Source organism: Chlorogloeopsis sp. ULAP01, from assembly GCF_030381805.1.
Taxonomy (GTDB): Bacteria; Cyanobacteriota; Cyanobacteriia; order Cyanobacteriales; family Nostocaceae; genus Chlorogloeopsis.
In genome coordinates this window covers 475,868-501,082 of the sequence record NZ_JAUDRH010000002.1, presented here as the reverse complement: position 1 = coordinate 501,082, position 25,215 = coordinate 475,868, and the positions used below count along the sequence as shown (strand labels likewise).

Genomic DNA, 25,215 nt, shown 5'->3' with positions numbered 1-25,215 from the left:
AGCAGTCATTATGATCACAAGTTTATAAATATTTGGAGTTGTTAGATTTAAAAAATATTCAGTTAATGTCACGATATAAAAACAATCAAATACTGTTTGATGAGCAAAATTTAATTGTATCTAAATATACGAGAAATCCTTTAGCCTGCTCAGACTCCAGTTAATTTTTAGAAAGATTTGGCAGCACTGTAGAGCCAAAATAAATTGTTGAAGCGATCGCAAATTGATGGAGCAAAAGTGCGATCGCATACTCAGTCAGTTCAAGCTAGTATTTGTTCTCTAGCTGCTAAAAGCATCCTTGATGTTCTCAACGGTGCGTTCAACAGCATTTTTTGTGTTGTCTACTGCTTTTTGAGTGCGAGCTGCATCTTCCTCCGCTCTTTTGTGGATTAGAGCCGCATCATCTTTTGCTCTGCGTTCGAGTAAATTATCACCCTCTGTTGCGCGATCAACTTTAGAGGCATTGCTTCTCGCAGCTTCCTCAACTTTATCTGCTGTATCTCGAATGAAATTCTTAGCACGCCCAGCATCTTCTCTGGTTTTCTCTTTAATCTGATCTCCTGCGTCTTTAGATGCAATCAAGTTTGCAGCAGGATTAGCCATTGCTGTGTTGTCAGAGAAAAATGCACCTTGCCAAACAAAGGCGATCGCCATTAAACAGAACAGAGTTGCAGCTACCCAACGTCCTACAGTTGAAAGCCCTTTTAGAAAATAATTTAGTTTCACAGAATACAATCTCCATAAGATTTAGCATCCTATTTTTACTTCATCTGGCTCATCAGCCAAATCGTTCCCTAGATAGAGGTTCTTGTGTCATAAGTTGTTAGTTAAATTCACTATTTTGATAGATTGAACGGAGAAAAAGTGTTTTGATATATTGAATTCAGTAAAAATGCGATTATAAGCATTCAGACAGTTTAACTGAACGCTAAACTACAAGCCCAAACAGTCGCATACAAAGGTATAAAAACATCCCGTCTTCAGAGTCAGACAGCATTGTGTATCTCACAAGCAAGTGTTAATTTTGTGCATTTGTACCTGTAGTGTTCACAAGAGTCTCTAAGATGCAAAAATCGTCAATGTCGCTCTGAGATTGCACATGACAAACACTAAAATTCTTACTTCTAAAGTCAAAATTTCCAATGGTGATTTACAAATAGATGCTTACCTAGCTCAACCAGCAGACGAAAGAACTTTTCCAGCTGTAATTGTGATTCAAGAAATTTTTGGGGTAAACAGTCATATTCGTGATGTAACGGAGCGTTTGGCTAAGGAGGGGTATATAGCGATCGCACCAGCAATTTTTCAACGTCTTGCTCCCGGTTTTGAAACAGGGTACACCCCTGATGATATCCAAATTGGTTTTCAATATGCCCAACAGACTAAAGCAGATGAGATATTAAGTGATATCCAAGCCACTATTGATTATTTAAAGACTTTGCCCAACCTCAAAGCAGATGCGATCGCATCCATCGGTTTCTGTTTTGGCGGACATATTGTCTATCTTGCAGCTACATTACCTGAGATTAAAGCGGCAGCTTCCTTCTATGGAGGTGGAATTGCAACTTATACACCTGGTGGTGGTGCGCCTACTATTACTCGTACTTCTGATATTAAAGGTACTATTTATGCCTTCTTCGGCACGCAAGATGACTTAATTCCACTCGAACAAACACAAGAAATTGAAGCAGAGTTAAAGAAACATCATATTCCCCATCGTGTTTTTCGCTACAAAACAGGACATGGCTTTTTTTGTGATGAACGTTCTAGCTTCAGCCCAGAAGCTGCTAATGATGCTTGGAAAAAAGTTTTGGAACTATTCCAAAGCCATCTTCAAACTACCTAACCAATGTAGGACTTACGTAAAATTCCTCTAAAATCCTCTTTCCTCTGTGTTCTCTGCGTTCTCTATGGTTTATTGTTCCATAGACTCGTGCGTAAGTCCTGTAATTCTCAAATTGATGGTTTCTAAGCCAATATCTGATTCATGAAAATCTATTAATTTTTCAGTCAGTAAAACTCACAAAAATTTCTACTTTCCCTTTAGGATCTAAACCTAAATATTGAGCGCGAACTGTAGTCCCTGACTTTACACTTAGCATCGGAGTAATGCTTCCTAAAGAAAGCAATTCGCCTTTTTTTAAAGACTTACCTTGTGTTTTTAGAGTATCCTTCAGCCAAAGTACAGCTTGCAAAGGATGCCCTAAAATAGCTTGGCTTTCTCCTACTGCTAACTGTTTTCCAGTTCCATCAAAAATGACCAATTTTATCTTTCCCAAACGCTCTTGCCATGCCTGCGTTGGTGTTAGGGGAATTGGTTCACCTAAGATTCCTAATCTTGCACCAGCATTAATTGCTACTAAACTAGAAGCATTTAGTCTGACATCTTTTGCATACACGATGTCTGGAAGCTCAATAAAAGGGATAACTACATCCAAGGCTGCTAGTGCTGCTTGCGGAGTAGTCGCTGTATTAATTGCCTCACTTTTGACTCTAACAATTAAATCTCCTTCGAGTCTGGGTTGACTGCCAAATTTAGCAGGAACAGTTGCTCCCGTTTTGAGGAGCATTTTCTCCAACAGTACCCCGGATACAGGATGGGAAACTTGGAAGCGTTTTTGGATAGTTGGATTAGTAAGTGCGGCTTTGTAACCAACAACTTTTCCTAAATTAGGGATAAGAATTTGAACGAATTTATTTTGTACCTTTAAAGCTTGTGCTTGTGAAATATTAGCTGTATTTACTGCTATTGTTTGTTTGTTTAGATAACTATTTGCTAATTGCCGAGCTAATGTTTGCTCATCAAATTGAGTGATACTTGTAGGGCGAGAAGTAAATTGTGAATTGGTTTTCGCTACAAAACAGGCTTGAAGAAAAATAGATGAATTCCATAGTAGGGCAGTTAACAACCAAGGTTTGAGTTGTTGGTTCATAGTTAGGTAGCCGTGAATGGGCAAGATTCAAAGGCGATCGCGCAATTTATCAAGTATGAGCTTGGCATGTGTAACCCAGTCAGGAAACTCTGGTAGCAGCGCATATACCCAGACGATAGCGTGTAGTTGCCGCAGTTTGTAGTATGGCTCCAGTATCTCAGGTTCAGGGATATTCCGATAGGCTGCCTTTCCCTCGTCGCTAAGATTAATTAAATCCCAAGCAATGGAACCTGTGCAGGTATCCTCAAAATCATTCCACAGTAGCCCCTGTGCAGTAGGAAGCAAATTTAAAGAATGTGCATCACCATGCAGTGGCTGCCACGAACCGACTGGATTGCTTAACTGAGGAAGCAGCAGATCGTAAGTTTCTTGTAGTAACATGAGGTCACTTGCAGTCAGGATATTGCCAATACGCTTAAGACGCTCAAGTCCGCGTGGAATATCATTAAGTGGTGCTGTCAAAAGCGGCAGTTCACTAGGGTAATCGCGCAGAATGTCGTGTAACTCAGCAAGCATTCGTCCAGTCACCACAGCCCCCGGTACCTCATCAGACACTGGTTGAACGTAGCGCCAGAATGTCATCGCCAGACCGTCGCAATTATGCGGCCCTGGTGGTAAGATGTCGCTGGGTGCTACTACCGGAGCGCCTTGTGCTGCAAGAAATTCGGTAACCGAGACTTCACGCGCCAACCAAGAAGCGATCGGCGAACGTAGCACAGGGGTAATGGTACTCACACGGGCGACGACTGGCGCAGGTTGCAGGTGGACTCGCACAGAATAAGCATTAGCCAGCACACGGGGATTGTCAACAGTTATGCCGTAAGCAGAAGCAACAGACATTGATGCTGCTACTGCACGGGCAGTGAGTGAGGAACGATCTGGTTCTTCGTAGAGTGACACAATAGCAACTTCTTCGCTTGTAGAGTCTGGACACATAGAGACAAAATATTTTTCTCTATTGTAATACATAATACTACATATATAATTTGAGAACTAAGCAGCTAATTAAAGATTGCGATGCAGCATTATGCTCCTACAGGTGTTGAACAGCTCTGGATGCTGACTCTATTCCCGTAAACTTTCGCTTGCCAAGAGCGATCGCTCATTAACCTATTTGTATGGAGCGACTACTAGTACTAGACCGTAGTACCATTAAAGAGGAATACTAACCAGCTTTCGCTAAAGAACGGACTGTCAAGATTTTATCTACACGTAAAACCTCTACAGCAGAAATTGGTACAATAATTACTGCGATGGATTCCCCGATCGCATTAAAAACTTCTAGCACGCATCCATCTTCACCACCATGAGGATGAGAGACAAAATCAACTAGCGTTGCAATATCTCCTGCTTTTAGCTCATACTCTGATAGGTCACGCGTTAAAGCAACTTCCTGATATAACTCCAGCCTCATGTCAAGACTCCTTGCGAGGTTTAAGCGTCACAAACTGAAACTTGCCGTCAATCTGTCGTTGTAACCAAATTGTAACAACCAATAGACTCACTCCATTTCCACCGATTAGCTCTCCTTCAACCCGCCACAAGACTCCATACTCATCACTTCTATCTTCGATAGCTTCAACCGTTTCAGCAAGTAACTGGATGGCTGCTCGCAATGCTTCTGGGTTTTCTTGGGTGAATCCAGCCTGCGCCAAAAATTTTGACTTATCGTTCCTAGCTTTTTGTACAAGCAAATAGCGCGTTATTTGATCATCGGCAATTATTGCATCAGCAGGAATCCTCACACTGGAACCTCTACACCTTTTTGAGACTTATTATCCAACATGAGGTAAAAGCTTTGGCTTGGTAGCGAACACTCACGATCTCACCTACTGTCTTGCTGCCTTAGCTGCCATAAGCTTGTTGTACAAAGCAGGATCGGTGATTTGTAGTGGTTGGGGCATAGCATCAAATGCCGCTTCCTCGTCTGCCAGATAAGCATCAATCTCAGGGCGATTGGCTAGATAAAAGGCGATCAATCCATAAACCTGTTCAAGTGTCAGCAAGGGAAAAGACTGGACAATGCTTTCAGGCGATAATTCTTTTCGGAAAGCATAAACAACCGAGTCAAGGGAAATCCGAGTTCCTGCAACCCAATAAGCATCGCTGCGATGCTCTACATAAGATTTAGGGGCTACAACTGGCATACATTTGTCTCGACTCTAACTACCTCTCATCATAGACCGATTCTGATAGAGTCAGCGATCGCTTGTTCGGTTCAAGGCTAACTGAAGCCGCTACCAGCAGTCCAATGATTTATACAAAATTCAGTATTTCTGCTATATCAATTGATTATGCAGATAAATGTTTTTAGTATGCTATTTGAGCGACTTGACAGCCAAAGTATAAAGGCAGTAGTTTTTGCTGAAAATCAAGCATTCTCTCAACAGTATCACTCTGTTGGAACAGAATTAATTATGTTACAAACAGCAAGATCATAAGCGAAAAGGCTCTGCTCACCGCTCCAACGTGTTGTTCAACCACTGGCGCTACCCGAAGTATCTACCTACACAATCCACGTGCCGTTACAAGATAAACCGCAAACGTTCCCAACCAATGGCTACTCGAATAATGTTTGTTTGCAACCTCTACTAATCCATGCTGACGATGTAAAAAAGCGATAGAATGGAGCGTATTGAGCCGAGAATCATTAGCGGGTAATCGAGAAATAATGCCCTCAAGCATCCAGGCTCGACTAAGGTTTAGACCTCGAAAATGAGATTGTAAGTAGTCATTGGGATTAGCGACTTGTGCAGGTTGCAAATAATGTTCTGATTCTTCCGTGAGTAATTCTGGAAGAAAATCGGTCAGCCAGTTTGCGAAATCTTTCGGCTTGAGAATGCGGCGCATCAAATCAGCTTCTGCAAGACAGGGAGAGACAAAATCATAGCCCAATGGTTCAAAATGAAATGGGTAGTTGCGATTATGCAGATAAAATTTTTGCGCCTTGTTTTCGATCAAGTTAGCAAAATCCTTATTTCCCCTACTCCGTGCCCAATCGAGTGCCAAACTGAGCGGAAATGCAGTCTGGAAGTGTCCTCCCGTGCGATCGGGAAGTTCGAGCCTTTGAAGCCAGCGATGAAAGTTATTGGCAATCAACATTTCCAACGGTTCCAATACAGCCAGCCATTCTTTCGCCTGGGAATCATCCCATTCATACAATTCTGTCGCAAGTTGCAACAGCCATGAAAACCCGTAAGGACACTCGAAGAAGGGACATCGATGCAAATGGGCAACTTCTCCTTGAATCTTTTCGGAAGTAAGGGTTTGTGTTAGTGCTTCCCTTGCAGTTTTCTGAAACTCAGCATCAGGAAAATAACGTGCTAACCGTGCAAGTAACCAGTGTCCATGTACGGCTGAATGCCAATCCAAGCAACCATAAAACGCTGGTGTTAATTCGCGTGGTGGCTTAATATCCTCATCGCTTTCAAACCAGAAAATGTTGTTGTGCGGATACTCTTGACGGATGCAATTTAGCACTAATTGAACAAACTTCGTTGCGATCGCTGCGTCAATCTCCATTGCTTCAAGTTGCATGATTTCTCAGCATTAGGTTTGCAACTCCCTTTTTTAGGGCGATCATCACCACTGTACACCTTCAAACTACATCCCCACCAACCAAAACGAAGCGGTTGTACTGCTTAATTACACGGAAAATTTCTGTACAAACAATCCTAGTTAAAGGAGCTATAAGGAAAATTCCGTATATCCCTCCTAAATTACACGCTCTTTTTTCCAACCACTTCACACCAAGTCTGAGCAAAAAACCCATCTGGATGCCGACTCCATTCCCGTAAACTTTCACTCATTGCCAACAGCGATGCTTGCCCATCAACCCATCCTTTTTCTATAGCTTGCTCAATCTCTGCTGAGGCTTCTATTCTTAAGGCTAAATATTCGGCAGGCAAACTCAATGGCTCGTAGCATTCATAAGTAGCGGTGGCTTTAATGTTGATAAATCCCGCTTGTCGCAATAAAGCGCATAACTCTCTACCAATACAGGGATTACCACCATTCTGCTCCTGAAGAAACTTGCAATAAGCCATTGCTCGATCCAATACTGGTGTTGTTGGCGTCATCAAAAATCCTCCCCAATCTGGGCTACGAACCCCAATTATGCCCCCTGGTTTGAGAACTCGCCACAGTTCCCGTAAAGCCTGCAAAGGTTCCTGGAGATGCTCGAAAACAGCATGAGTAAACACAGCATCAAAGGTATTCTCTGCAAAGAGTAAGGTATAAATATTTGCGGTAATAAAATTAACATTACTGATTTCTTGTTTTTTGGCATTATCCCAGGCAAGCTCGATTTGAGAAACTGCTTGGTCAATTGCTGTGACTGTACCAGGAGCGATCGCACTTGCTAAACCTAGAGTAATCGTACCAGGGCCGCAACCACAATCTAATATATGCATTCCTGGACGCAGATAGGGAAGGAAGAAGGCGGCATGAGATACGGCTGTGCGCTGCGCCATAAAGTTTACGGCATTGGCAGAATAGCCTGGTGTGTAATTTTCCGGCATTTTTTTCACTCCTGAAAGCTTTTGTATGAGCATCATAGGTAGAAAATTTTAAGATGTCTAATATATATTTGTGATTAATTAAAACTTTTAAAATATCAAATCTATGGAACTGCGACATCTGCGTTACTTTATTGCTGTAGCGGAGGAATTACACTTCAGTCGAGCGGCGGAACGACTGCACATAGCGCAACCACCTTTAAGTCAGCAAATTCAACAACTGGAAGCGGAATTAGGAGTGGAATTATTTGATCGCAAAACTAAGCGTCAAGTACAACTAACAGAGGCAGGAAGAGTATTTTTGCGTGAAGCTTATCAACTTTTAGCCCAACTTGAGGAGGCGATTGAGTTAACCCGTAGTACGGGTAGGGGAGAAAGAGGACAATTACGGGTAGGGTTTATCAGTTCTGTTACTTATAATGTTCTGCCCCCTATCCTAGAAGCTTTTCATCAACAGTTTCCAGAGGTGGAATTGAGATTGCAGGAGTTAACAACAACAGAACAGGAACACGCTTTATGCAATCATCGCATCCAAGTTGGCTTTGCACATTTGCCTTTGGAAGATGACAGCCTTTGTTGGGAGTGCATTCAGCAAGAAAATCTTGTTGTTGCTTTACCTGCAAACCATCCTTTAGCAAAACAAGAACAGATAGCAGTGCGATCGCTTGCCGAAGAACGGTTTATTTTGTTTCCCCGTCATTTGGGAATTGGACTTTATGACAAGATTATTGCTGTGTGCAAGCAAGGTAACTTTACACCAAAAGTTGCACAAGAAGCTATCCAAATGCAAACAATCATTGGACTAGTTTCTGCCGGGATGGGGATTGCTATTGTGCCGTCTTCTTTGCAAAATCTCCAACGAACAGGTGTAGTGTATCGATCGATCGCCCAAGTAACACCCTTAGTAGAAACAGCGATAGTCTGGCAACCAGAGGCAGAAACACCAGTGATGCGACAATTTCTCAAAGTTGTCAGGGGTGTTTGCAATCTATCAATTCCTACAGGTGAATGAGCGATCGCTTATCTTCTCACTATGAAATTATAGTAATATTTATGACAGTAGTAATTTACCATTGGAATAAATAAGCAAATCTTAAAGCCAAGCAAAATGAAAGGCGCTTCAGCGCCTTTTTAGTGGATGAGATAGCCTCAAATGCCTTTCTTAGCTTTGACTCACCATCATTTTAAAACCGTTGGTGAGGAGAGAAGATGGTATAGTAAAGCGATGGATCTATGCGGTCTGTGAAGGGGCGGTATAAATACTGCTCTCTGATGTTATCTGTTCTATATTCTTCAGAGGCGTTGTCTTCTGGTGGGACAGTAGGGGCAGGTTTAATTAGATCAGCCAATTTTGACCATGCAATTGAGAAAGGGTTTTGTAGATATTTTTTAACCAGTGATTTGTTTTCATACTCTGACATATCTACAAGTAATTCATCCGTATTCCTCAACATATGAATTCTCCTTTGCACAATAGAGTGCGATAAAAATGTTGTTCATTTTGTACATCAATTCTTGTGGGCAGACATTTTCACCAGTTGCTTTATTTCTCAGTTAAATACAAATACAATCAGTTCATCCACATTTCCGGTTAAAGAGACGATTGTTAGTCCTAAATTAAGATGAAATAGGACTAAAATGAAGCTCGAACATTTTGAAATTATCTGCGCTGGGCTAGTTATATCTGTAATTTCATATGTTGATTTAACTATAGACAGCGAATATCCAGAAGTTGTAAAGAATTTATAACAAGAGTTGTTTAGTTTGTAAGATCCCCGACTTCTCTAAGAAGCTGGGGATCTGGGTTTTTAGAGATTTACGTAATGTTACAAATGTGAGGATAAAAACTAGTATTAGGTACATACGCTGTAACTATTTATTACTTAATTGCAGAGGAATACGACCTCTGATTATCGCAGCTATAAACATAGAAACACCAAGGATTATTCCTAAGAGATCATTTATAAAGTAAAAGTAATTGTTAAGTAGTTCAGTTAAGTAGGGTGTGTTACGGCTATCCAAGGTTTTGAGAGTTTAAGAGAATAAGAACTAGCCGTGACGCACCACAATCCTGCAATGCGTTACGAACTACTGAACTGGCGTATCAAGGCTAAAAGGATGCATTAAAACTCTTGCACTGATTCTAGTTTCAAAGAAATCAACCACAGATGGACACAGATATACACAGATAAAATCGGTGTTTATCGGTGTCTATCTGTGGTTGTAATTAACTTAGATCGTGATTGCTGATTGCAAATATCCAGCATCTTGACACTCTAGATTTGATGTAGAGAGCAAAAACGATATTGTCAAGAATTGTTAGATTAGACTTTACATCATTCTTCCACCCAAACAAGTTTAATTCTGCTCCAAAACAGAGTAATGACCAATTATTTCCGCTCCAATATCAATGCAATGGCTAGTTATATCCCCGGTGAGCAACCCAAACGGGGTACGCAAATTATCAAACTCAATAGCAACGAGAATCCCTATCCTCCCTCTCCGGCGGCACTAGCTGTGCTACAGAACATTGATGGGGAATGGTTGCGGCGATATCCACAACCGTTTGGGGAGGATTTCCGGCAAGCCGCGAGCAAAGTTTTGGGAGTTCCCAGTGATTGGATTATTGTGGGGAATGGCAGTGACGAATTGTTGAACTTGGTGATTCGAGCCTGTACGGAACCTGGGCGGAAGGTAGTCTATCCGGTGCCTACCTACGTGTTATACCAGACATTAGCAGGAATGCAGGCTGCGGATGTTGTTGAAATTCCCCACAACGAAGACTATAGCTTACCCCTGAAAGAACTGATTGCGGTTAATGGTGCTGTAACATTTATTGCTTCCCCCAATAGTCCTTCGGGGCATGTGGTGCCAATTGAGGAACTGCGAGAACTAGCAACTCAGTTATCTGGGGTTTTGGTAATTGACGAAGCATACGTAGATTTTGCCGAAGAAGATGCATTAGCTTTGGTTCAGGAATACGAAAATGTAATTGCGATTCGGACACTTTCTAAGGGCTACTCATTAGCTGGATTGCGGTTGGGGTTTGGGGTAGCGAATCCGAAGCTGCTGGATGGATTGTTTAAGGTGAAGGATAGCTATAATATCGATGCGATCGCTTGTGCAGTTGGGGCAGCTGCGATCGCCGATCAAAAATATAAAAATACTTGTGTAGCCAAGATTAAAGCATCGCGAACTCAGCTAGCAACAGATTTAAGAAAATTAGGTTTTCGTGTTTGGGATTCTCAAACCAATTTTTTGTTGGCACAGCCACCAAAGGGGAATGCAGAATATCTCTATCAAAAGCTGAAGGAAAGCTTGATTTTAGTACGTTACTTTCAGCAACCAGGATTGGATGATAAATTACGCATCACTGTTGGTACTGATGAGCAGAATCAAGTCTTAGTGAAGGCACTGAGCCAATTTCTTGATGGTGGAGCGGGATAAAAAGGTAATTTTATTGTAAAAATACTACCTTCACCTAATTTACTTTGTACGTTCAAACTGCCGTTATGTGCTTGAACAATTGCTTGGGCGATCGCTAAACCTAAACCAGAACCGCCAGTAGTGCGAGAGCGATCGCTCATGACTCGATAGAAGCGATTAAAAACGCGAGAAAGTTCTTGCTGGGGAATACCAATACCTGTATCTTCAACTTGAATCACCGCATAATTGTCACTGCGATCTAAAATCACAGTTACTATTCCTTGTGGTGGCGTGTATTGAATTCCATTGACGATTAAGTTAGAAATTAGACGATAAAGCTGCTCGCTATTACCTACAACATTTAAAGGTTGATGCACCCGGATAGAAGATGTGAGTGTGATTTTCGCAGCCAATGCCATTGCGGCAAATTCCTCAATTAAGTCGCTGACAATTTCATTTAAACAACAAATTTCTTGTCGTGTTTTTAGCGATTGTCTGTCTAAGCGAGCCAGCAATAACAAATCTGCAACTAAAGTAGTCAGCCGCTGATTTTGACGCAGTATAGTTTGTAAAATATCCCGCGCTTCTGTTTCATCTAGTTGCGGCATCAAAAGAGCTGATTCTACAGTCGCACCTGTTGCAGCTAAAGGAGTTCGTAATTCATGAGCTGCATCCGCCGTGAATTGTTGAATTTGTCTGTAGGATTGATAAATCGGTTGCATTGCTAATCCTGCTAACCACCAACTAGCGATCGCAATCAGAGCCATGGCGATCGGCAATCCCAACGCTAAAATTAATTTCACAGCATCTAGATATTCACTAAAGTCTTTCAGACTTCGCCCAACTTGGATATAGCCCCAATTTTTATTGTCTTGAGTGTGTAGTACAAAAGAAATTTGATGGTAAAGATTGCCTTTGTTATCTGTTAGAGTTTGCCAAGATTCAGGATTAAAAACTGAGGATAGCCCTTGGGGATTGCTTCCTGCTACGGCAATCAAACGCCCTGAATTATCAAAAAAACGTACATAGTAGTAGCCTTGGCTAATGGCATTCAAAATATGGCGTTTAGAACTCGATTTTTCTGGAGTGCAGCTTTTACCAATCACACAAATATCTGGTAAAAGCTGCTGAATTACTGGTTCTAAGTTTCCAGGTTGTTGTAGTTTCAGTTCAATCGTGTCATGGAGAGTTCCCGCCACCGACTCTAGTTCTCGATCTAAAGTCATCCAATGAGCATGGGATATCGCTTCGTAAACACCAAATCCGCACAGGCTTAAAATTAAAGCCATGATGATCGCATACCATAAAGCTAAACGAAGGCGGGTATTTTGAAACAGTTTATTTTGATTCATCGGTAAGATTGAGACGATACCCCATGCCATGCAACGTTTCAATTGGGTTGCCACAACCACTATTTGCTAATTTACGGCGCAGTAAACGTACTTGCGCTGCTACTACATTACTAACAGGTTCTGCACTTACTTCCCAAAGTTGATTGCGAATTTGTTCTGTGGTAACAATTTGATTTGGGTGCTTCATCAAATACTCTAGTAACTGAAATTCCTTATTAGTTAGGGGTATTAGCTGTTTGTCTGGATCGGCATGGTGACTTGTAACGGTACTATTGCCGTAATCGAGAGTTAGGTTGCCAACAGTTAATTCCTGCGGTTGAAAGTGAGGCGATCGCCTCTGTAACGCCCGCAATCGCGCTAGTAATTCTGCCATCCCAAATGGCTTTACTAAGTAGTCATCTGCACCCGCATCCAGCCCAGTAACTTTATCTTCCATTCTGTCTTTAGCTGTTAGCATCAAAACAGGCAAGGGATTTTTATTTTTACGTAGCTTCTGACATAACTCCAATCCTGATATTCCTGGTAACATCCAATCAACAATAGCTAGCGTATATTGCGCCCAGCTATTTTCTAAATAAGCCCAAGCATCAGTACCATCAGTTACCCAGTCAACCACATACTTTTCTTGATTTAAAACTCGCTTAATTGCAGCACCTAAATCCGGCTCATCTTCTACAAGTAGCACCCTCATAAAAAATTGCTCTAAACCAAACAAATCATTGTTGACTTTATCTAGCAGCAGGCTGATACCAAGCTTGATACCATTGCCGCATCTGGGCAATTTCAGCCGTTTGTGTTTTAATCATAGATTGAGCTAAGTTGCGAAGTTCAGGGCGTGTACCACTCTTAATCATCATCTGTGCCATCATCACAGCCATCTGGTGATGGGGAATCATTTGGCTGATAAATTCTCGATCAAAATCTGGAGCATTTTTCAAGGCTTCTAAATCTACATCCATGCCCCTCATGTCATGATGCATGGGCATTTTCATTCCCATACCAGACATTGAGGTAGCAGGCACTTCTTTGCCGTACCATGCTTTGTACCAAGTTCGCATTTGTTGAATTTCACGGGCTTGCTCTGTTTTAATAGCTTGAGCTAGTTTTTTTGTTTCTAGATGTTTAGCACGCGTTAAAGCTAGATTAGCCATCTCCACTGCTTGCTGATGGTGGGGAATCATCATTTCAATGAAATGTTGATCGACTGCACCCATCATCATCCCTCTTTGCCGAAGGGTAGTTTGAGTAGATGGGTGATGAGTATTATGTTGTGAATTTGGGGACTGAGCTTGCGTGTTATTTATTATTAATAATTCTACGAGAGTACTACTGCTCAATAATCCTATCAGACTATAAATCAAATTTCTGCTTTTCATCTCTTCACCTTTTTTAAAGACTGAAGACTAAATATTTTGTTTCTATCATGAACGTTAACTACATATTGTGAGCAACTTGTGAGGAAATAGTTCTATTTCTCTCTAATTTTGTTCTTTACTACTTAACTTTAATTGTCAACTCTCTACTCAAATGGAGAGTCTAATCATAGCAACAAAACTTTACTTATTAGGCTTGATCTATTGGAGTTATTCCTTTTACAAAAGCCCATATTATTAGTTTTTCATTCACGAATGAAATCAAGATGAAATATTATTTGTTTACAATGCGATCGCAAAGAAAACTACTCTTAAAATTAAAATAGATTTTTAGGCATTGCAGAATAGAAGTACCTTGAAACTCTTACTCTTGCTCTTACTCTCTGCGCCTACCCTCCGGGAAGCCGCCTTTCGGGCGTCTAACGCGTCTGGTGCGTGAGATAAATTCAATTCCAGATTCAGCAACGCCAATTTTTATATATTATTGATTGAAGCTAAAACGACCATCTATCTTTTTACCACCAACATCGGCAGTAACTTTCACTTGATACTGTCCAGTTGCTTTTTCTGATAACAAGCCTGTGTAGTGTTTACCGCTAGCATCATAATTGAAAGGGACATTCTTTTGTTTGCCATCAGGTAGCTGAACTTGAGCTGTTACTTTAGCGTTAGGAACTGTTTCGTGATTGTCTCCTCTAAGCAGATACAAATCCATATGAGTTCCATTCGCATCTTTTTCAGGTACAAATTCTAAATGATAAGCTCCTGTTTCTACAACTTGACCGCCTTTTGATGCACCATGTTCGTTATTTATTTTAGCTGTAGGTGAAGCAGAAGCGGTTGGCGATCCAGAACTGGAATTAGAGGTTACTGAAGTATTTTTATCTGTACTAGCAGTTTGATTGCTGTTACTACAAGCGCCTAAAAAAATTAGTCCAACACTTGCCAAGAGTACAAAACTGAAATTCAGATATTGCATTAAATAATTCTTCATCTGAACAATTTAATTTTAATTTAGATAAGGTGAACCACAGTTTTTAGCAAAAAATCTGGAAACTCGAACTTAGTAATTTTGATACTCTTTAAAAACTTCCACTTCACCTTTTTTATCAAACGCTACAATTGAAAACGGCTGTTTTCTATTACCTGATTCCATCCCTGGCGTTCCTACAAGCATCCCCGGTACGGCTAAACCTACAAACTTGGGCTTTTGTTTGAGAAAACGTTTAATATCATCGGCAGGGATGTGTCCTTCCATCACATAGCCATCAATAATTGCCGTATGACAAGATGCTAAATCTTGAGGCAAGTTGTACTTTTGCTTAATTGCCTCCATCTCGTCAGTTTTAATATCTGCTTTAATTTTAAACCCGTGCTTTTGCATATGCTCAATCCAGGCTCCACAGCAGCCACAAGCCGGACTGCGATAAACTGTAATTTCTCGCTTATCTGAGTAAGGTTCAGTTTCTTTATGCCAGATACTTGTGGTGGAAATTAATTGAGAATTGCTGGCTACTGTTTGTAAATTATTGCTCAATTTAACATTATCTGCTTTGCTCACCTCAGCAACTGTTGCATAAGAAGTGACTAAAATTCCAGTAGTAATTATTATTGCGATAAAAGGGCGAGAGAATTTATTCATCCAGTTAGATAAATGTTTTTTCATTGTCAAAATCCTACACTAATTTTTTGTGAATAATGATGATTTGATATTGCTCATATTTCCAAACTAGTTCTTCGAGTTTAAACTCTCCAGTAAATGGAGAATCAACTCAATTATTGCTAATGATTTTAATATCTGGTACTGAGTACATCAGGCACAATTTTACAATAGATTTTCATTTAAAAATATTGATTTGTGTGATATTTTTAAACGCAAAGGGACGCTGAGGGAAGCGCAGAGGAACGCTGAGGGAAATAAATTTTAAGATATGAGATGGTCAATTTAGGATAGTTGTTTTGGCATTAACAACTTGCCAAACTTGGCGTATAAAGCAGGTAAAACTAATAATGTTAAAGCAGTAGAAGTAAACAACCCGCCCAGTACTACCACTGCCAAAGGTTGCAAAATTTCCTTACCCGCACCCGTACCAATGACTAGAGGAACCATTCCCAAAGCGGAGGTGAGAGCCGTCATTAAAATAGCTACCAAGCGCTCCATCGATCCCTCAAAAATTACTTCCCGTAAAGTCATCCCCTGCGCCAGCTTGTTGTTGTAATTGTCTACTAGCAGCAAGCCGTTGCGTGTCGCTACGCCAAAAAGGGTGATAAAGCCGACTAATGAAGCTACGGAGACGATTCCACCTGCGATCGCAATCGAAAATATTCCCCCTACTACTGCCAGAGGTAAGTTAATCATAATCATCAACATCGCTGCAACAGAATTGACGGCAAAGTACATTAATATACTAATGATGACAATTGCCAGTCCTCCAAATACCAGTAAATTATGAGTAGCTCGTTGTTCTGATTCAAACTGACCGCCGTATTGAATAAAGTAACCTGTGGGTAGTTTTACTGAGTTTTTGACTTGGGCTTGAATTTCATCTACTACAGAACCTAAATCTCGACCTGATACGTTTGCAGACACTACAATGAGGCGAGAAACATTTTCCCGGTTAATTGTGTTGGGGCCAGTTCCGTAGTCTATACTGGCGACTTGAGCGAGAGGAATTTTTTGACCTGTAGGAGTATCTACTAGTAAGTTGCGGATAATATCTAAGTTATTGCGAGCATCTTCTTTTAACCAAACCACCAAGTCAAACAATTGCTGCTCTTTGAGAACCTGAGATACTACTCTGCCATTGAGAGCAGTTTCTACCATCTCAGTCAAATTACCGACAGTTAAGCCATAGCGAGCTGCTGCTTCTCGGTTAAAATTAATTTGCAACTGTTTAATTGGGACTTGGGGTTCGAGTTGTAAGTCTACAAGCCCGGAAATATTACTTACTGCTGTTTGAACTTCTGCCCCCAAACGGCGTAATTCTTCCAAATCGGGACCGAAAATTTTGATTGCGATCGCACTCCTCACGCCAGATAAAACTTCATCCATGCGGTGAGAAATAAAACCGCCGATATTCGGTGCAACTCCGGGTATTTTCGCAAATTCGGCTCGTAGTTTCTCAATACTTCCTTCCCTATCTTTCAATCCCTCTGTACTCAGTTCTACATCTAAATGTCCTAAGTTAACTCCACCTGCATCTGCATCACCAGGAGCGCGTCCAGATCTTAACTGCACTGATTTAAATCGTTTATCATTTTTGAGAGCATCCTGCATCACAAATCCAACTTGATTGGTTGCTTCTAGGGAACTGCCTGGATAAAGCAGAACTGCGTTTACTAACGAAGGTTCTTGGAACTCAGGCAAAAATACTCGCCCCAAACTTGGGAGAATAACCAAAGATGCTACTAAAGATGCCCCCGCCACCGCCAAAATAATTGTAGGGAAGCGAATCGAAAAATGTAACATTGGTCGATAAAATCTTTGCGATAAAGCACTCACCCAAGTGTCATCCGCAGGTAAGCGTCTATTTGCTAATAAAATCGCGCACAACGCAGGGGAAAGGGTCATTGCTACAAAAGTAGAAGCAAAAATTGACACTAAGTAGGCAACTCCCATCGGTGCAAATATCCGACCTTCCACGCCTGTCAGTGAGAAAATCGGCGCAAAGACAACGGCAATAATTATAGTAGAAAAAATTACACTAACTCTGACTTCTACTGAAGTATCATAGACAACTTTGAAGGGATGTACTGGATTGCTTGCTGCTTGGTTCTTGCGCAAACCTCGGTAGCAATTTTCCATATCGACGATAGAGTCATCGACTACCGAACCAATGGCTACAGCTAAACCCCCTAGTGTCATAGTATTAATACCTTGACCAAACCAGCCCAAAATCATCATCCCAATTAAAACTGACAAAGGAATGGCACTAAGGGTAATAACTGCGGTGCGCCAGTTCATCAAAAACATCAGCAGGATAATCGAAACGATGATAGTACCATCACGTAGAGAACTGGTAACATTTTCAATCGCTGCATCAATAAAATTATTTTGGCGAAAAGTTTCTATAACTTTGACATCTTTGGGCAAACCAGCTTTTACCTCTTCCATTGCCCTTTCGATCGCTCGTGTGACAGTCGGAGTATCATATTGGGGTTGCTTGTTAACCATCACTACGATCGCCCTTTGACCGTTTAAACTGCCATCTCCACGCTTGAGGGCTGCACCAATGCGCACATCAGCAATATCTTTGAGTAGAATCGGCGTACCATTGCGAGCTGCGATCGCGGAATTTCCCAGTTGCTCAATTGAATCTATACGCCCTACTCCACGAATCACAATTTCTTGATCGGGATTAATCAAAAAGCCACCCGCAGCATTAACATTTGCACCTCTGGCTGCTGCTGTTACTTCTTCGAGGGTGACATTAAAAGCCTTGAGCTTGGCTGGATCGACTAAAACCTGATACTGGCGAACATCACCACCATAGGCAATCACCTGAGAAACACCCGGTACAGCTAGCAGTCGGTTGGTAATATCTCGATCAACCAAACGCCGCACTTCCATCATTGGAGTTGTTTCGGTAGTGAAAGCATATTGCACAACCGTACCAATAGGAGAAGAAATCGGGGAAATTTGCGGGTTTTCCACACCTTCTGGTAGTTTTTGCAGCGCCTGTTGCAACCGTTCTGTCACTAATTGCCGCGCTTGATAAACATTAGTTCCCCATTTAAAAATCACCTTCACAACAGAAATACCAACTGCTGAGGAAGAACGCACCGTTTCTACTCCTGGCGTACCATTAACTGCACTTTCTATTGGTAAAGTAATTAAAGACTCGACTTCTTCCGGAGCAAGTCCTGGAGCTTCGGTTTGAATTTCTACTTGGGGTGGGGCAAAATCAGGAAAGACATCTAGGGGCATCTGGGTAAGGTTATACACACCCAAAAAGGTAACAACAATAGCTCCTAGCACCACTATCCAACGTTGGACAATCGACCACTTGAGAATAGCATTTAACATATTTAGTTCAATTTAAGATAGTGCCTATCGGTGTTTATCGGTGTCCATCTGTGGTCGAATTTTTGGAAATGTGATGAGTTTCTGTATCACGAGCAGAAGTATCTAACTCCGACGAACTGCCTATTAGTACTAGCTGCTGCGACTGATTGCGACGACTTGTGATGTAAACACCAGCCATGAAAGCAATGGTAGCGATCACACCTCCTCCACCTACTCCTAGCAACCACAGCGGTACTGGTAAGCTAGATGTTTTAACTTCAGTTGCCTGTGCAGGAGTTTCTTTTGTTGTATCTGTTGTCTTAGCACCACCCCGCAATGATTGTGCATAAAGTTGGGGCGCACGCTGAGTAACTATTAAATCTCCCTCAAATAAACCAGTCTTTACCTCAATTAAGTCTCCGGAAGTTTGCCCTAAGCTGACTTCAATCGGTTGGTAAGCATTACCATTTTGCACGTAGACAGTTTTTTTACCATTTACATCAACTACAGCTGAACTAGGAATCACCAACTGAGCGTCTGATGCTTGATTTGTCATAACTTCAAGCTCTGCAAACATTCCCGGTTTGAGTTGCCCACCTATATTATTAATTTCTGCTTGTACTGATACAACTCGCGTTTCTGCTTCTACTACTGCACCAATTCGGGAAATTCGTCCAGAAAAGGTACGCTCAGGCATACTAGCAACTTTTAGCCTAATTCTCTGACCAGTTCTTACCTTATCTAAATCTTTTTCATAAATATTAGCTGTAGCAAAAACTCGACTATCATTCACGATTGTCATGAGCTTGCCACCTGCATCCTCAAAGGATTGACCGATAGTTATTTCTCTGTCAGCAACTTTACCGGAAATCGGAGCCGTTACCGTCACTAGTCCCTTCGCATTAGCGCTATTTCCCAATTGTTGCAGGCGCGTTTCATAAGTAGTATTGCTGAGACTTATACGTTTTTTTGCTACTTCCACCCCTGCTTGAGCGCGTTTGAGTTGATTTTCTGCCTCGATGACATCGCGGCGACTATTGGCTTTGGTTAGTTCGGCTTTTGCTTGGGCTAATTGAGTTTGGGATTCAAGGGCATTGCGACGAGGCAAAGCACCAGCATCGGTTAACTGCTTGTCTTTGTCATACTTTTCTTGGGCAAATGAGACTTGGCTTTGGGCTTGAGCAATTTCAGAGTCAGCTATTTGTTGATAGCGATCGTAGTTTTGTTGAGCTAATCTTAAGTCTGCTTGTGCTTGTTGTAAGTCAGCTTGAGCTTGTGCTAGTTTTTCTTGTGATTCAACTCGCAGTGTCACTAAATCAGGGCTAGTTAAAACAGCAAGGGGTTGACCTTTTTTTACTGATACACCAGGTTCTACCAATAATTCAACTACTTTCGCTCCAGAAATAGGAGTTGTTACTTCTACTTTTTGGTTGGGGAGAGTTTCAATTTGCCCGGTGGTTTTAATGCCAACTGCGAGGCGCTGACGTTTGACTGGCTCAATTTTAATTCCCAACCGTTGCGCTGTTTGGGCATCAACTTTAATTGAGTTAGTAGTTGGAGTGGCTTGGTTTCCTTGATGAAATTCATCTCCATGCCCGGCGTGTGCCATAACAATTGTGGGAGTTGCTAGTAACAGCAGGCTTGCTAATGTACCAGAAACACAACTAATTAATATAGGTGGTTGGGAACGCACAGAGTTAGACATCGCGCTTCAAAATTCCTTGAATACAGAGAGAAACGCCCACAGGCTGGAAGCCTGAGGCTACACAAACAAAGCCCATCTCCATGGGCTGTAATTCTTACAGGCTGCCTCCGCAGCCTTTGTCCGTATAGCGACACCCTTCTAGGGTGTTAGATTTTGGCAAAGGTATTGGATTTAAAAATACTCTTCTACTAATGTTTCACTGAGAAATGAAATTAAGATGAAATTGAGTTGCGATCACTCTCAAAATCACTCTAGAACTCAATACACTTCACTCAAGCCTACAGGCTAAAACCTGAGACTATCAGAACTAAGCCTGCAAAGGCAGGCTTTGTCTGTGTAGCGGCACCATTTAAGGTGTCGGCTATATGCTTGGTTTTACTGGTTGTACCAAGCTTTTCTCCACTGCTTCATTTGGTTAATCTCTGCATCTTGCGAACTGATAATATTTTGAGCCAATTTCTTAATTTCAGAACGCTGAGACTTTTGTAAGGTATCTTTAGCCATAGTCACAGCAGCTTCATGGTGAGGAATCATTGCATTGATAAAGCGCAAGTCAAATTCTTGATCGGCAGCACCCAAGTTTGTACTCATCATCATGTCTTTTATTTGCTGTGATGACATTTCTACCGTCTTTCTTTGTTGGGTATCGTAAGCCATTGGTTTATTTCCAACGTTGGGATACCAGGCTGTGCGCCACTGTTTCATCTGAGTAATTTCTTGGTTCTGGGCTTTGATGATTTCGTCGGCTAGCTTTTTGATTTCAGGGCGTTTGGATTTTTGCTGTGCTTCCTGTGCCATTTCTACTGCTCCCTGATGATGGGGAATCATTGCATCAATAAAGTACAAATCATAATTAGCATCAGCCGGGCCTAAATCCATTACCATGTTATGGTTCATACCATGACCATGATGCATACTGTCATGATTCATATGTTGCCTGCCGCTAGCATCAGTGGCAGTCGTAGTAGTGTTGGGTATCTGGCTTTGGTTTTGGGAAGCAGTTGTAGAACAGGCTGTTAATACACCGCCTGTTAGAGATGCGATCGCTACAGAAGCAAATGCAAGAAATCCAGTTTTCCAAGAAATAGTTTGCATAGGCTTAACATCCATACTCAGAACTTTCCTTCTCCATTTTGAAATCTCCAGTTAACTGGAGTGTCAACTGCAATGTTCTATTAGAATAGCTGTCTTGAAAAAAGGAGCTAGGAACTAGAGGCTAGGGGCTAGAGAAAAGATATTTTCATGACGAGCGTTGTGTGATTTATCTAGCTCGTTATTAGACACTAAATGCTTAGTGTTTCATACAAAAATGAAATTAAAATGAAATCTTAGTTTTTAGTGAATCTTTTCTCTTTGAACAATTTGAAATTATGATTGATTTTTTACTGTCTATAAATATCTTGAATTGTAAGAATCCTGACTTTTTAGATAAATCGGGGTTCTGTGTTTTAGTTTACGTATGTTGATTTACTTATGCATACAAAAATGAAATTGGCATGAAATTCCGGTTATTCTATCGGTAGAAATTTTATTACCCCATTAGTGAGAGGCAAACATACTTACAACTTTTTAAGGTGATGCTAAAGGCAATTTTGCCTGTCAACCTAAGCAATTGGAGAAGTTGAGATCATGGCTATACAACAACTCACTTTGAACCAAGTTAATCAAGGAATGCAGGAGTGCATTCAAAACTGCTTAGACTGCCATAGCATCTGCATGAATACGGTGACATACTGCTTACAAAAAGGCGGCAATCACGCAGAACAATCTCATATCCGGTTACTACTCGACTGCGCTGAAATTTGTGAAACTAGCGCTAATTTTATGCTTCGGACTTCTGAACTCCACACACGTACCTGCGGCGTTTGTGCTGAAGTGTGTGAGCGTTGCGCTCAAGATTGTGATCGCATGGGTGATGATGCTCAAATGAAAGCTTGCGCTGATATGTGCCGCCGTTGTGCTGAATCTTGTCGCCAAATGGCAATGGCAAGGGCATAAGTAGCCAACACCTTAAAAGGTGTGGCTATAAGACAAAGTCTGCAAAGGCAGGCTTGATTATAATAGCCTTAGACCTTTAGCTTGTAGGCTGAAGTGAACCTAGAACTACAATAAAACGCCTGGAACTTCAATTCCAGGCTTATAGTTCAAGTCAGTTTACACTGACTGAAAATCTTACTTAGTCAGTTTTAACTGACTTTAGCTTTTAGCCAAAAAATTTATTATTTCTTGGCGGACTTATCTTCAACTGATGTAATATTATGCCCCGAAAATTACTTAAATATTACCTGTGTTTATCTCACACCTACTTTCTGTTGACTCTTAGCAGCTGTAGCACCATTTTCTGATTTAATTTCTGCTGGTTGTAAATGAGCTTCTAAGAACCACAGTCGCTTGTCAATTGTGCGAGAAACTTCAGTATAAAGATCAGCTGTATCAGCATCACCTAACTCATCGGTTGTATCGATCGCTTCTCTAATGTGTTTAGCGTAGGATGCGAAGCGCTCTGCTAAAGCAGTGACGTGTTCCATGCTCTCTAAAATATCAGTTGGATATTCTGGCAATATGGAGCTAGCAGCTGCCATGCGAGCTGTACCGCAAGCATAGCCACCTAGAGCAGTGACTCTTTCCGCAACCATATCAATGTATTCTTCTAGTTCACCTGCCATTTCATCAAACATTTCATGCAGTTGATAGAAGTCGGCTCCTTTGACATTCCAGTGCGCCTGCTTTACTTGAGTTTTGAGATCTAAAGTCGCTGCCAGAGTTTGGTTGAGAAGTTCAACAATTTTGGTGCGTGCATCGGCAGGAAGATCGATGCGGCTTGGATAAAGGCGTGATGACAGTTTATTTGTGCTCATGGTTGTCACTCTCTTTTATGGAATCGATAAAACAAGTCTACAAATAGAAGACCATTGCGCGAAACTCTCTGGCGGCAGATGGTATTTTTCTCTTGCCGCTATAAAATAAATGCATTCTAGAAAAGAATTGTATTAGCAAGAGCGGGTTTAAATTGCTCAGTTTCGCTCAAGCTACAAATATTTAGAAGCGATCGCCTCCTTTGCACGATCGCTCTCAAGTCAATACAGCGTTTTGCAAGTACATGAGGTACACCCCTCCCTAAGCCTCCCCTTGGCAAGGGGAGCCAGTGCGGTGGACGGGTTAAGCGCGTTGTAGACGCCCAGAGGGCGGCTTCCCGCAGGGTAGCACCTGGCGTCACCTGGCGTCGGGTTAAGCGCGTTGTAGACGCCCGGAGGGCGGCTTTTCGCAGGGTAGCACCTGGCGTCACCTGGCGTGAGGGTGCGCTGTCTTCGCGGGTGGGGTATTTCTGTACCTCACGAAGTTGAAATCTGCTGTATTTTCTTAATTCTGCTTTTTTCTGGAAAGATTTCCGTAAAAACCAATTATAAGCTTGTAGCTCAATATCGAGCCTGATTTGGCTGATAAGCGTGTATTTACGAGGATAATCAACTTTATGAAACTTTACTATCGCGGCGCTAGCTACGAATACGATCCAACAAAATCTGCAAGCAATAGTGAATTTAAACCAGCTTCTGACATGATTTACCGTGGGATTGTTTATAGTGTCAATCCTAATCCTAAGCCGATGGATATTCTTGCAACACGAGTAACCCAGAAATTAATGTATCGAGGAGTTACTTACTTCGTAAATAAAGCTGTACACAGAGAAGTTACCGTAGTTACTCCACCAGTCAGCACTCCACAATTCACCACACCTTCACTCTTTGAGACTTAAAATCTTAACAACATTTTTTTGCCCTAGTGGTTTGCCAAACCAAGATAAATTTGTATGTCAGCTTTCAGTAATCTATATTTGCATGGTGAACCACTTGGGAAAACTAAAACGTTTAACAAATTTAAATATAGATTCAGATGCGGCAGCAGTGACTTTAGAGTTTCACCGAGTTGTTGACGGTGTGGAGCGTTTGGGGCGACAAAGTCAAATGTGGGATAGGCTGCCAAAGGGATGGAAGGTAGTTTCTGCAAACGTTTCATTTTTGCCAGCATAAATTTAAATACGAGAAAATCGCGGTTTGGCTAAATGTATAAAGTAGGCTAAGAGGTAACAGGAGAACGCTAGAATAATCGTTATTTGCGATTTTCGTAGATTGACCACATAAACCATGACAATGCATCCTACTCTCCAATATGCATTTGCTAACCGCTGCGCCCTCAAAGTTATCAGCGGTTTGAATAACTTTGACACCAACAGCGTTGCTGCCACCGTCAAAGCCGCACACTACGGTGGTGCTACTTTTATCGATATTGCTGCTGATCCAACCCTCATAAAATTAGCTAAAAGCTTGACAAATTTACCTATTTGTGTATCTGCGGTAGATCCAGAAAAGTTTGTTCAAGCTGTAGACAAGGGTGCAGATTTAATTGAAATCGGTAATTTCGATTCTTTTTATGCCCAAGGACGGAAATTTGAGGCGGAGGAAGTTTTAGCACTGACTTACCAAACCCGCGCTTTGCTACCAGAAATTACCTTATCTGTAACTGTTCCCCACATCCTGACACTGGATCGACAAGTACAGTTAGCAGAAGAATTAGTTAAAGCTGGTGCAGATATCATCCAAACCGAGGGTGGTACTAGCAGCAACCCAACTCACCCTGGCAGTTTGGGCTTAATTGAAAAAGCTGCTCCCACCTTAGCAGCTGCTTATGAAATTTCTCGTGCAGTTTCAGTACCAGTATTGTGTGCTTCTGGAATTTCTAGTGTCACCGCACCGTTGGCGATCGCTGCTGGTGCTGCTGGAGTTGGTGTTGGTTCTGCCATCAACCAACTCAATAGTGAAGTGGCAATGATTGCTGCTGTTCGCGGTTTAGTAGAAGCCCTGGCAACTTGTGTAGAGGTTAGAGACTTCATCAGTTAACAGAAAACA

At 41.6% G+C, this 25,215-nt stretch carries 26 protein-coding genes; 7 read left to right on the top strand and 19 right to left on the bottom strand.

The window, feature by feature from the left end:
- Positions 1-279: 279 nt before the first annotated feature.
- Positions 280-726 (bottom strand): hypothetical protein, encoded by a 447-nt coding sequence (locus tag QUB80_RS05860; protein WP_289788543.1) that lies wholly within the window; start codon positions 724-726, stop codon positions 280-282.
- 373 nt (positions 727-1,099) lie between these two features.
- Between QUB80_RS05860 and QUB80_RS05855 the strand changes: the two genes are divergently transcribed.
- Complete coding sequence (locus QUB80_RS05855; protein ID WP_289788542.1) at positions 1,100-1,846, top strand: dienelactone hydrolase family protein; 747 nt, start codon at positions 1,100-1,102, stop codon at positions 1,844-1,846.
- A gap of 160 nt (positions 1,847-2,006) precedes the next feature.
- On the opposite strand, the gene QUB80_RS05850 is transcribed toward QUB80_RS05855, so the two are convergent.
- The 7 genes from QUB80_RS05850 to QUB80_RS05820 form a co-directional block, all read right to left on the bottom strand.
- Positions 2,007-2,933 (bottom strand): 2-keto-4-pentenoate hydratase, encoded by a 927-nt coding sequence (locus QUB80_RS05850; RefSeq protein WP_289788541.1) that lies wholly within the window; start codon positions 2,931-2,933, stop codon positions 2,007-2,009.
- A 27-nt stretch (positions 2,934-2,960) separates the two neighbouring features.
- Positions 2,961-3,869 (bottom strand): phosphotransferase, encoded by a 909-nt coding sequence (locus QUB80_RS05845; RefSeq protein WP_289788540.1) that lies wholly within the window; start codon positions 3,867-3,869, stop codon positions 2,961-2,963.
- Positions 3,870-4,098: 229 nt separating this feature from the next.
- A complete protein-coding gene (locus QUB80_RS05840) occupies positions 4,099-4,347 on the bottom strand; it encodes a DUF4926 domain-containing protein (protein WP_289788539.1) in 249 nt (82 codons plus the stop codon).
- A 1-nt stretch (position 4,348) separates the two neighbouring features.
- Positions 4,349-4,678 carry a DUF6883 domain-containing protein gene (locus QUB80_RS05835; protein ID WP_289788538.1) on the bottom strand — a complete coding sequence of 110 codons (330 nt, stop codon included), beginning with the start codon at positions 4,676-4,678 and terminating at the stop codon, positions 4,349-4,351.
- Positions 4,679-4,762: 84 nt separating this feature from the next.
- On the bottom strand, positions 4,763-5,080 hold the full coding sequence (locus QUB80_RS05830; protein WP_289788537.1) for a DUF433 domain-containing protein: 318 nt from the start codon (positions 5,078-5,080) through the stop codon (positions 4,763-4,765).
- Positions 5,081-5,435: 355 nt separating this feature from the next.
- Positions 5,436-6,470 (bottom strand): DUF2891 domain-containing protein, encoded by a 1,035-nt coding sequence (locus QUB80_RS05825; RefSeq protein WP_289788536.1) that lies wholly within the window; start codon positions 6,468-6,470, stop codon positions 5,436-5,438.
- Positions 6,471-6,652: 182 nt separating this feature from the next.
- On the bottom strand, positions 6,653-7,453 hold the full coding sequence (locus QUB80_RS05820; protein ID WP_289788535.1) for a methyltransferase domain-containing protein: 801 nt from the start codon (positions 7,451-7,453) through the stop codon (positions 6,653-6,655).
- 103 nt (positions 7,454-7,556) lie between these two features.
- On the opposite strand from QUB80_RS05820, the gene QUB80_RS05815 reads away from it, so the two are divergent.
- Positions 7,557-8,462, top strand: a complete 906-nt coding sequence (locus tag QUB80_RS05815) for a LysR family transcriptional regulator (RefSeq protein ID WP_289788534.1) — start codon at positions 7,557-7,559, stop codon at positions 8,460-8,462.
- Between the two features lie 172 nt (positions 8,463-8,634).
- Here the strand turns inward: QUB80_RS05815 and QUB80_RS05810 are convergent, their stop codons facing one another.
- A complete protein-coding gene (locus QUB80_RS05810; protein ID WP_289788533.1) occupies positions 8,635-8,904 on the bottom strand; it encodes a hypothetical protein in 270 nt (89 codons plus the stop codon).
- A 928-nt stretch (positions 8,905-9,832) separates the two neighbouring features.
- Here QUB80_RS05810 and hisC point away from each other — a divergent pair.
- On the top strand, positions 9,833-10,897 hold the full coding sequence (hisC, locus tag QUB80_RS05805; protein ID WP_289788532.1) for a histidinol-phosphate transaminase: 1,065 nt from the start codon (positions 9,833-9,835) through the stop codon (positions 10,895-10,897).
- Here hisC and rppB read toward each other — a convergent pair.
- The 8 genes from rppB to QUB80_RS05765 form a co-directional block, all read right to left on the bottom strand.
- Positions 10,846-12,228 carry a two-component system sensor histidine kinase RppB gene (gene rppB / locus QUB80_RS05800; RefSeq protein WP_289788652.1) on the bottom strand — a complete coding sequence of 461 codons (1,383 nt, stop codon included), beginning with the start codon at positions 12,226-12,228 and terminating at the stop codon, positions 10,846-10,848. The genes hisC and rppB overlap by 52 nt on opposite strands.
- Positions 12,215-12,919 carry a two-component system response regulator RppA gene (gene rppA, locus QUB80_RS05795; RefSeq protein WP_289788651.1) on the bottom strand — a complete coding sequence of 235 codons (705 nt, stop codon included), beginning with the start codon at positions 12,917-12,919 and terminating at the stop codon, positions 12,215-12,217. The genes rppB and rppA overlap by 14 nt, the downstream gene beginning before the upstream one ends.
- A 37-nt stretch (positions 12,920-12,956) precedes the next feature.
- Positions 12,957-13,604, bottom strand: a complete 648-nt coding sequence (locus QUB80_RS05790; protein ID WP_289788531.1) for a DUF305 domain-containing protein — start codon at positions 13,602-13,604, stop codon at positions 12,957-12,959.
- A gap of 478 nt (positions 13,605-14,082) precedes the next feature.
- Positions 14,083-14,580, bottom strand: a complete 498-nt coding sequence (locus QUB80_RS05785) for a hypothetical protein (RefSeq protein ID WP_289788650.1) — start codon at positions 14,578-14,580, stop codon at positions 14,083-14,085.
- 84 nt (positions 14,581-14,664) lie between these two features.
- The gene (locus tag QUB80_RS05780) at positions 14,665-15,267 is read right to left on the bottom strand and encodes a DUF411 domain-containing protein (protein ID WP_289788530.1); all 603 of its coding nucleotides are present in this window, start codon (positions 15,265-15,267) and stop codon (positions 14,665-14,667) included.
- Between the two features lie 279 nt (positions 15,268-15,546).
- Positions 15,547-18,627: an efflux RND transporter permease subunit gene (locus QUB80_RS05775; RefSeq protein WP_289788529.1), complete on the bottom strand. Its 3,081-nt coding sequence runs from the start codon at positions 18,625-18,627 to the stop codon at positions 15,547-15,549.
- Between the two features lie 34 nt (positions 18,628-18,661).
- Positions 18,662-20,311 (bottom strand): efflux RND transporter periplasmic adaptor subunit, encoded by a 1,650-nt coding sequence (locus QUB80_RS05770; protein ID WP_289788528.1) that lies wholly within the window; start codon positions 20,309-20,311, stop codon positions 18,662-18,664.
- 375 nt (positions 20,312-20,686) lie between these two features.
- Positions 20,687-21,421: a DUF305 domain-containing protein gene (locus QUB80_RS05765; RefSeq protein ID WP_289788527.1), complete on the bottom strand. Its 735-nt coding sequence runs from the start codon at positions 21,419-21,421 to the stop codon at positions 20,687-20,689.
- Positions 21,422-21,940: 519 nt separating this feature from the next.
- Between QUB80_RS05765 and QUB80_RS05760 the strand changes: the two genes are divergently transcribed.
- A complete protein-coding gene (locus QUB80_RS05760) occupies positions 21,941-22,309 on the top strand; it encodes a four-helix bundle copper-binding protein (protein WP_289788526.1) in 369 nt (122 codons plus the stop codon).
- A gap of 293 nt (positions 22,310-22,602) precedes the next feature.
- On the opposite strand, the gene dps is transcribed toward QUB80_RS05760, so the two are convergent.
- A complete protein-coding gene (dps, locus tag QUB80_RS05755; protein ID WP_289788525.1) occupies positions 22,603-23,169 on the bottom strand; it encodes a DNA starvation/stationary phase protection protein Dps in 567 nt (188 codons plus the stop codon).
- A gap of 116 nt (positions 23,170-23,285) precedes the next feature.
- A complete protein-coding gene (locus QUB80_RS05750) occupies positions 23,286-23,597 on the bottom strand; it encodes a hypothetical protein (RefSeq protein ID WP_289788524.1) in 312 nt (103 codons plus the stop codon).
- 186 nt (positions 23,598-23,783) lie between these two features.
- Here QUB80_RS05750 and QUB80_RS05745 point away from each other — a divergent pair, with 186 nt between their 5' ends.
- The 3 genes from QUB80_RS05745 (at position 23,784) to QUB80_RS05735 (ending at position 25,206) form a co-directional block, all read left to right on the top strand.
- The gene (locus QUB80_RS05745; RefSeq protein WP_289788523.1) at positions 23,784-24,065 is read left to right on the top strand and encodes a DUF4278 domain-containing protein; all 282 of its coding nucleotides are present in this window, start codon (positions 23,784-23,786) and stop codon (positions 24,063-24,065) included.
- A gap of 82 nt (positions 24,066-24,147) precedes the next feature.
- Positions 24,148-24,339, top strand: a complete 192-nt coding sequence (locus QUB80_RS05740; RefSeq protein WP_289788522.1) for an AtzH-like domain-containing protein — start codon at positions 24,148-24,150, stop codon at positions 24,337-24,339.
- Positions 24,340-24,453: 114 nt separating this feature from the next.
- Entirely contained in the window at positions 24,454-25,206 is a 753-nt protein-coding gene (locus QUB80_RS05735; protein ID WP_289788521.1) for a DUF561 domain-containing protein, read from the top strand.
- Positions 25,207-25,215 lie beyond the last annotated feature (9 nt).

What these genes read in the sequence shown, in the direction of transcription:
- QUB80_RS05855 (WP_289788542.1), top strand. Translation starts at nt 1,100, where the DNA reads ATGACAAACACTAAAATTCTTACTTCTAAAGTCAAAATTTCCAATGGT.
- QUB80_RS05850 (WP_289788541.1), bottom strand. Translation starts at nt 2,933, where the DNA reads ATGAACCAACAACTCAAACCTTGGTTGTTAACTGCCCTACTATGGAAT.
- QUB80_RS05845 (WP_289788540.1), bottom strand. Translation starts at nt 3,869, where the DNA reads ATGTGTCCAGACTCTACAAGCGAAGAAGTTGCTATTGTGTCACTCTAC.
- QUB80_RS05840 (WP_289788539.1), bottom strand. Translation starts at nt 4,347, where the DNA reads ATGAGGCTGGAGTTATATCAGGAAGTTGCTTTAACGCGTGACCTATCA.
- QUB80_RS05830 (WP_289788537.1), bottom strand. Translation starts at nt 5,080, where the DNA reads ATGCCAGTTGTAGCCCCTAAATCTTATGTAGAGCATCGCAGCGATGCT.
- QUB80_RS05825 (WP_289788536.1), bottom strand. Translation starts at nt 6,470, where the DNA reads ATGCAACTTGAAGCAATGGAGATTGACGCAGCGATCGCAACGAAGTTT.
- QUB80_RS05820 (WP_289788535.1), bottom strand. Translation starts at nt 7,453, where the DNA reads ATGCCGGAAAATTACACACCAGGCTATTCTGCCAATGCCGTAAACTTT.
- QUB80_RS05815 (WP_289788534.1), top strand. Translation starts at nt 7,557, where the DNA reads ATGGAACTGCGACATCTGCGTTACTTTATTGCTGTAGCGGAGGAATTA.
- QUB80_RS05810 (WP_289788533.1), bottom strand. Translation starts at nt 8,904, where the DNA reads ATGTTGAGGAATACGGATGAATTACTTGTAGATATGTCAGAGTATGAA.
- hisC (WP_289788532.1), top strand. Translation starts at nt 9,833, where the DNA reads ATGACCAATTATTTCCGCTCCAATATCAATGCAATGGCTAGTTATATC.
- rppB (WP_289788652.1), bottom strand. Translation starts at nt 12,228, where the DNA reads ATGAATCAAAATAAACTGTTTCAAAATACCCGCCTTCGTTTAGCTTTA.
- rppA (WP_289788651.1), bottom strand. Translation starts at nt 12,919, where the DNA reads ATGAGGGTGCTACTTGTAGAAGATGAGCCGGATTTAGGTGCTGCAATT.
- QUB80_RS05790 (WP_289788531.1), bottom strand. Translation starts at nt 13,604, where the DNA reads ATGAAAAGCAGAAATTTGATTTATAGTCTGATAGGATTATTGAGCAGT.
- QUB80_RS05785 (WP_289788650.1), bottom strand. Translation starts at nt 14,580, where the DNA reads ATGCAATATCTGAATTTCAGTTTTGTACTCTTGGCAAGTGTTGGACTA.
- QUB80_RS05780 (WP_289788530.1), bottom strand. Translation starts at nt 15,267, where the DNA reads ATGAAAAAACATTTATCTAACTGGATGAATAAATTCTCTCGCCCTTTT.
- QUB80_RS05775 (WP_289788529.1), bottom strand. Translation starts at nt 18,627, where the DNA reads ATGTTAAATGCTATTCTCAAGTGGTCGATTGTCCAACGTTGGATAGTG.
- QUB80_RS05770 (WP_289788528.1), bottom strand. Translation starts at nt 20,311, where the DNA reads ATGTCTAACTCTGTGCGTTCCCAACCACCTATATTAATTAGTTGTGTT.
- QUB80_RS05765 (WP_289788527.1), bottom strand. Translation starts at nt 21,421, where the DNA reads ATGGATGTTAAGCCTATGCAAACTATTTCTTGGAAAACTGGATTTCTT.
- QUB80_RS05760 (WP_289788526.1), top strand. Translation starts at nt 21,941, where the DNA reads ATGGCTATACAACAACTCACTTTGAACCAAGTTAATCAAGGAATGCAG.
- dps (WP_289788525.1), bottom strand. Translation starts at nt 23,169, where the DNA reads ATGAGCACAAATAAACTGTCATCACGCCTTTATCCAAGCCGCATCGAT.
- QUB80_RS05745 (WP_289788523.1), top strand. Translation starts at nt 23,784, where the DNA reads ATGAAACTTTACTATCGCGGCGCTAGCTACGAATACGATCCAACAAAA.
- QUB80_RS05740 (WP_289788522.1), top strand. Translation starts at nt 24,148, where the DNA reads ATGGTGAACCACTTGGGAAAACTAAAACGTTTAACAAATTTAAATATA.
- QUB80_RS05735 (WP_289788521.1), top strand. Translation starts at nt 24,454, where the DNA reads ATGACAATGCATCCTACTCTCCAATATGCATTTGCTAACCGCTGCGCC.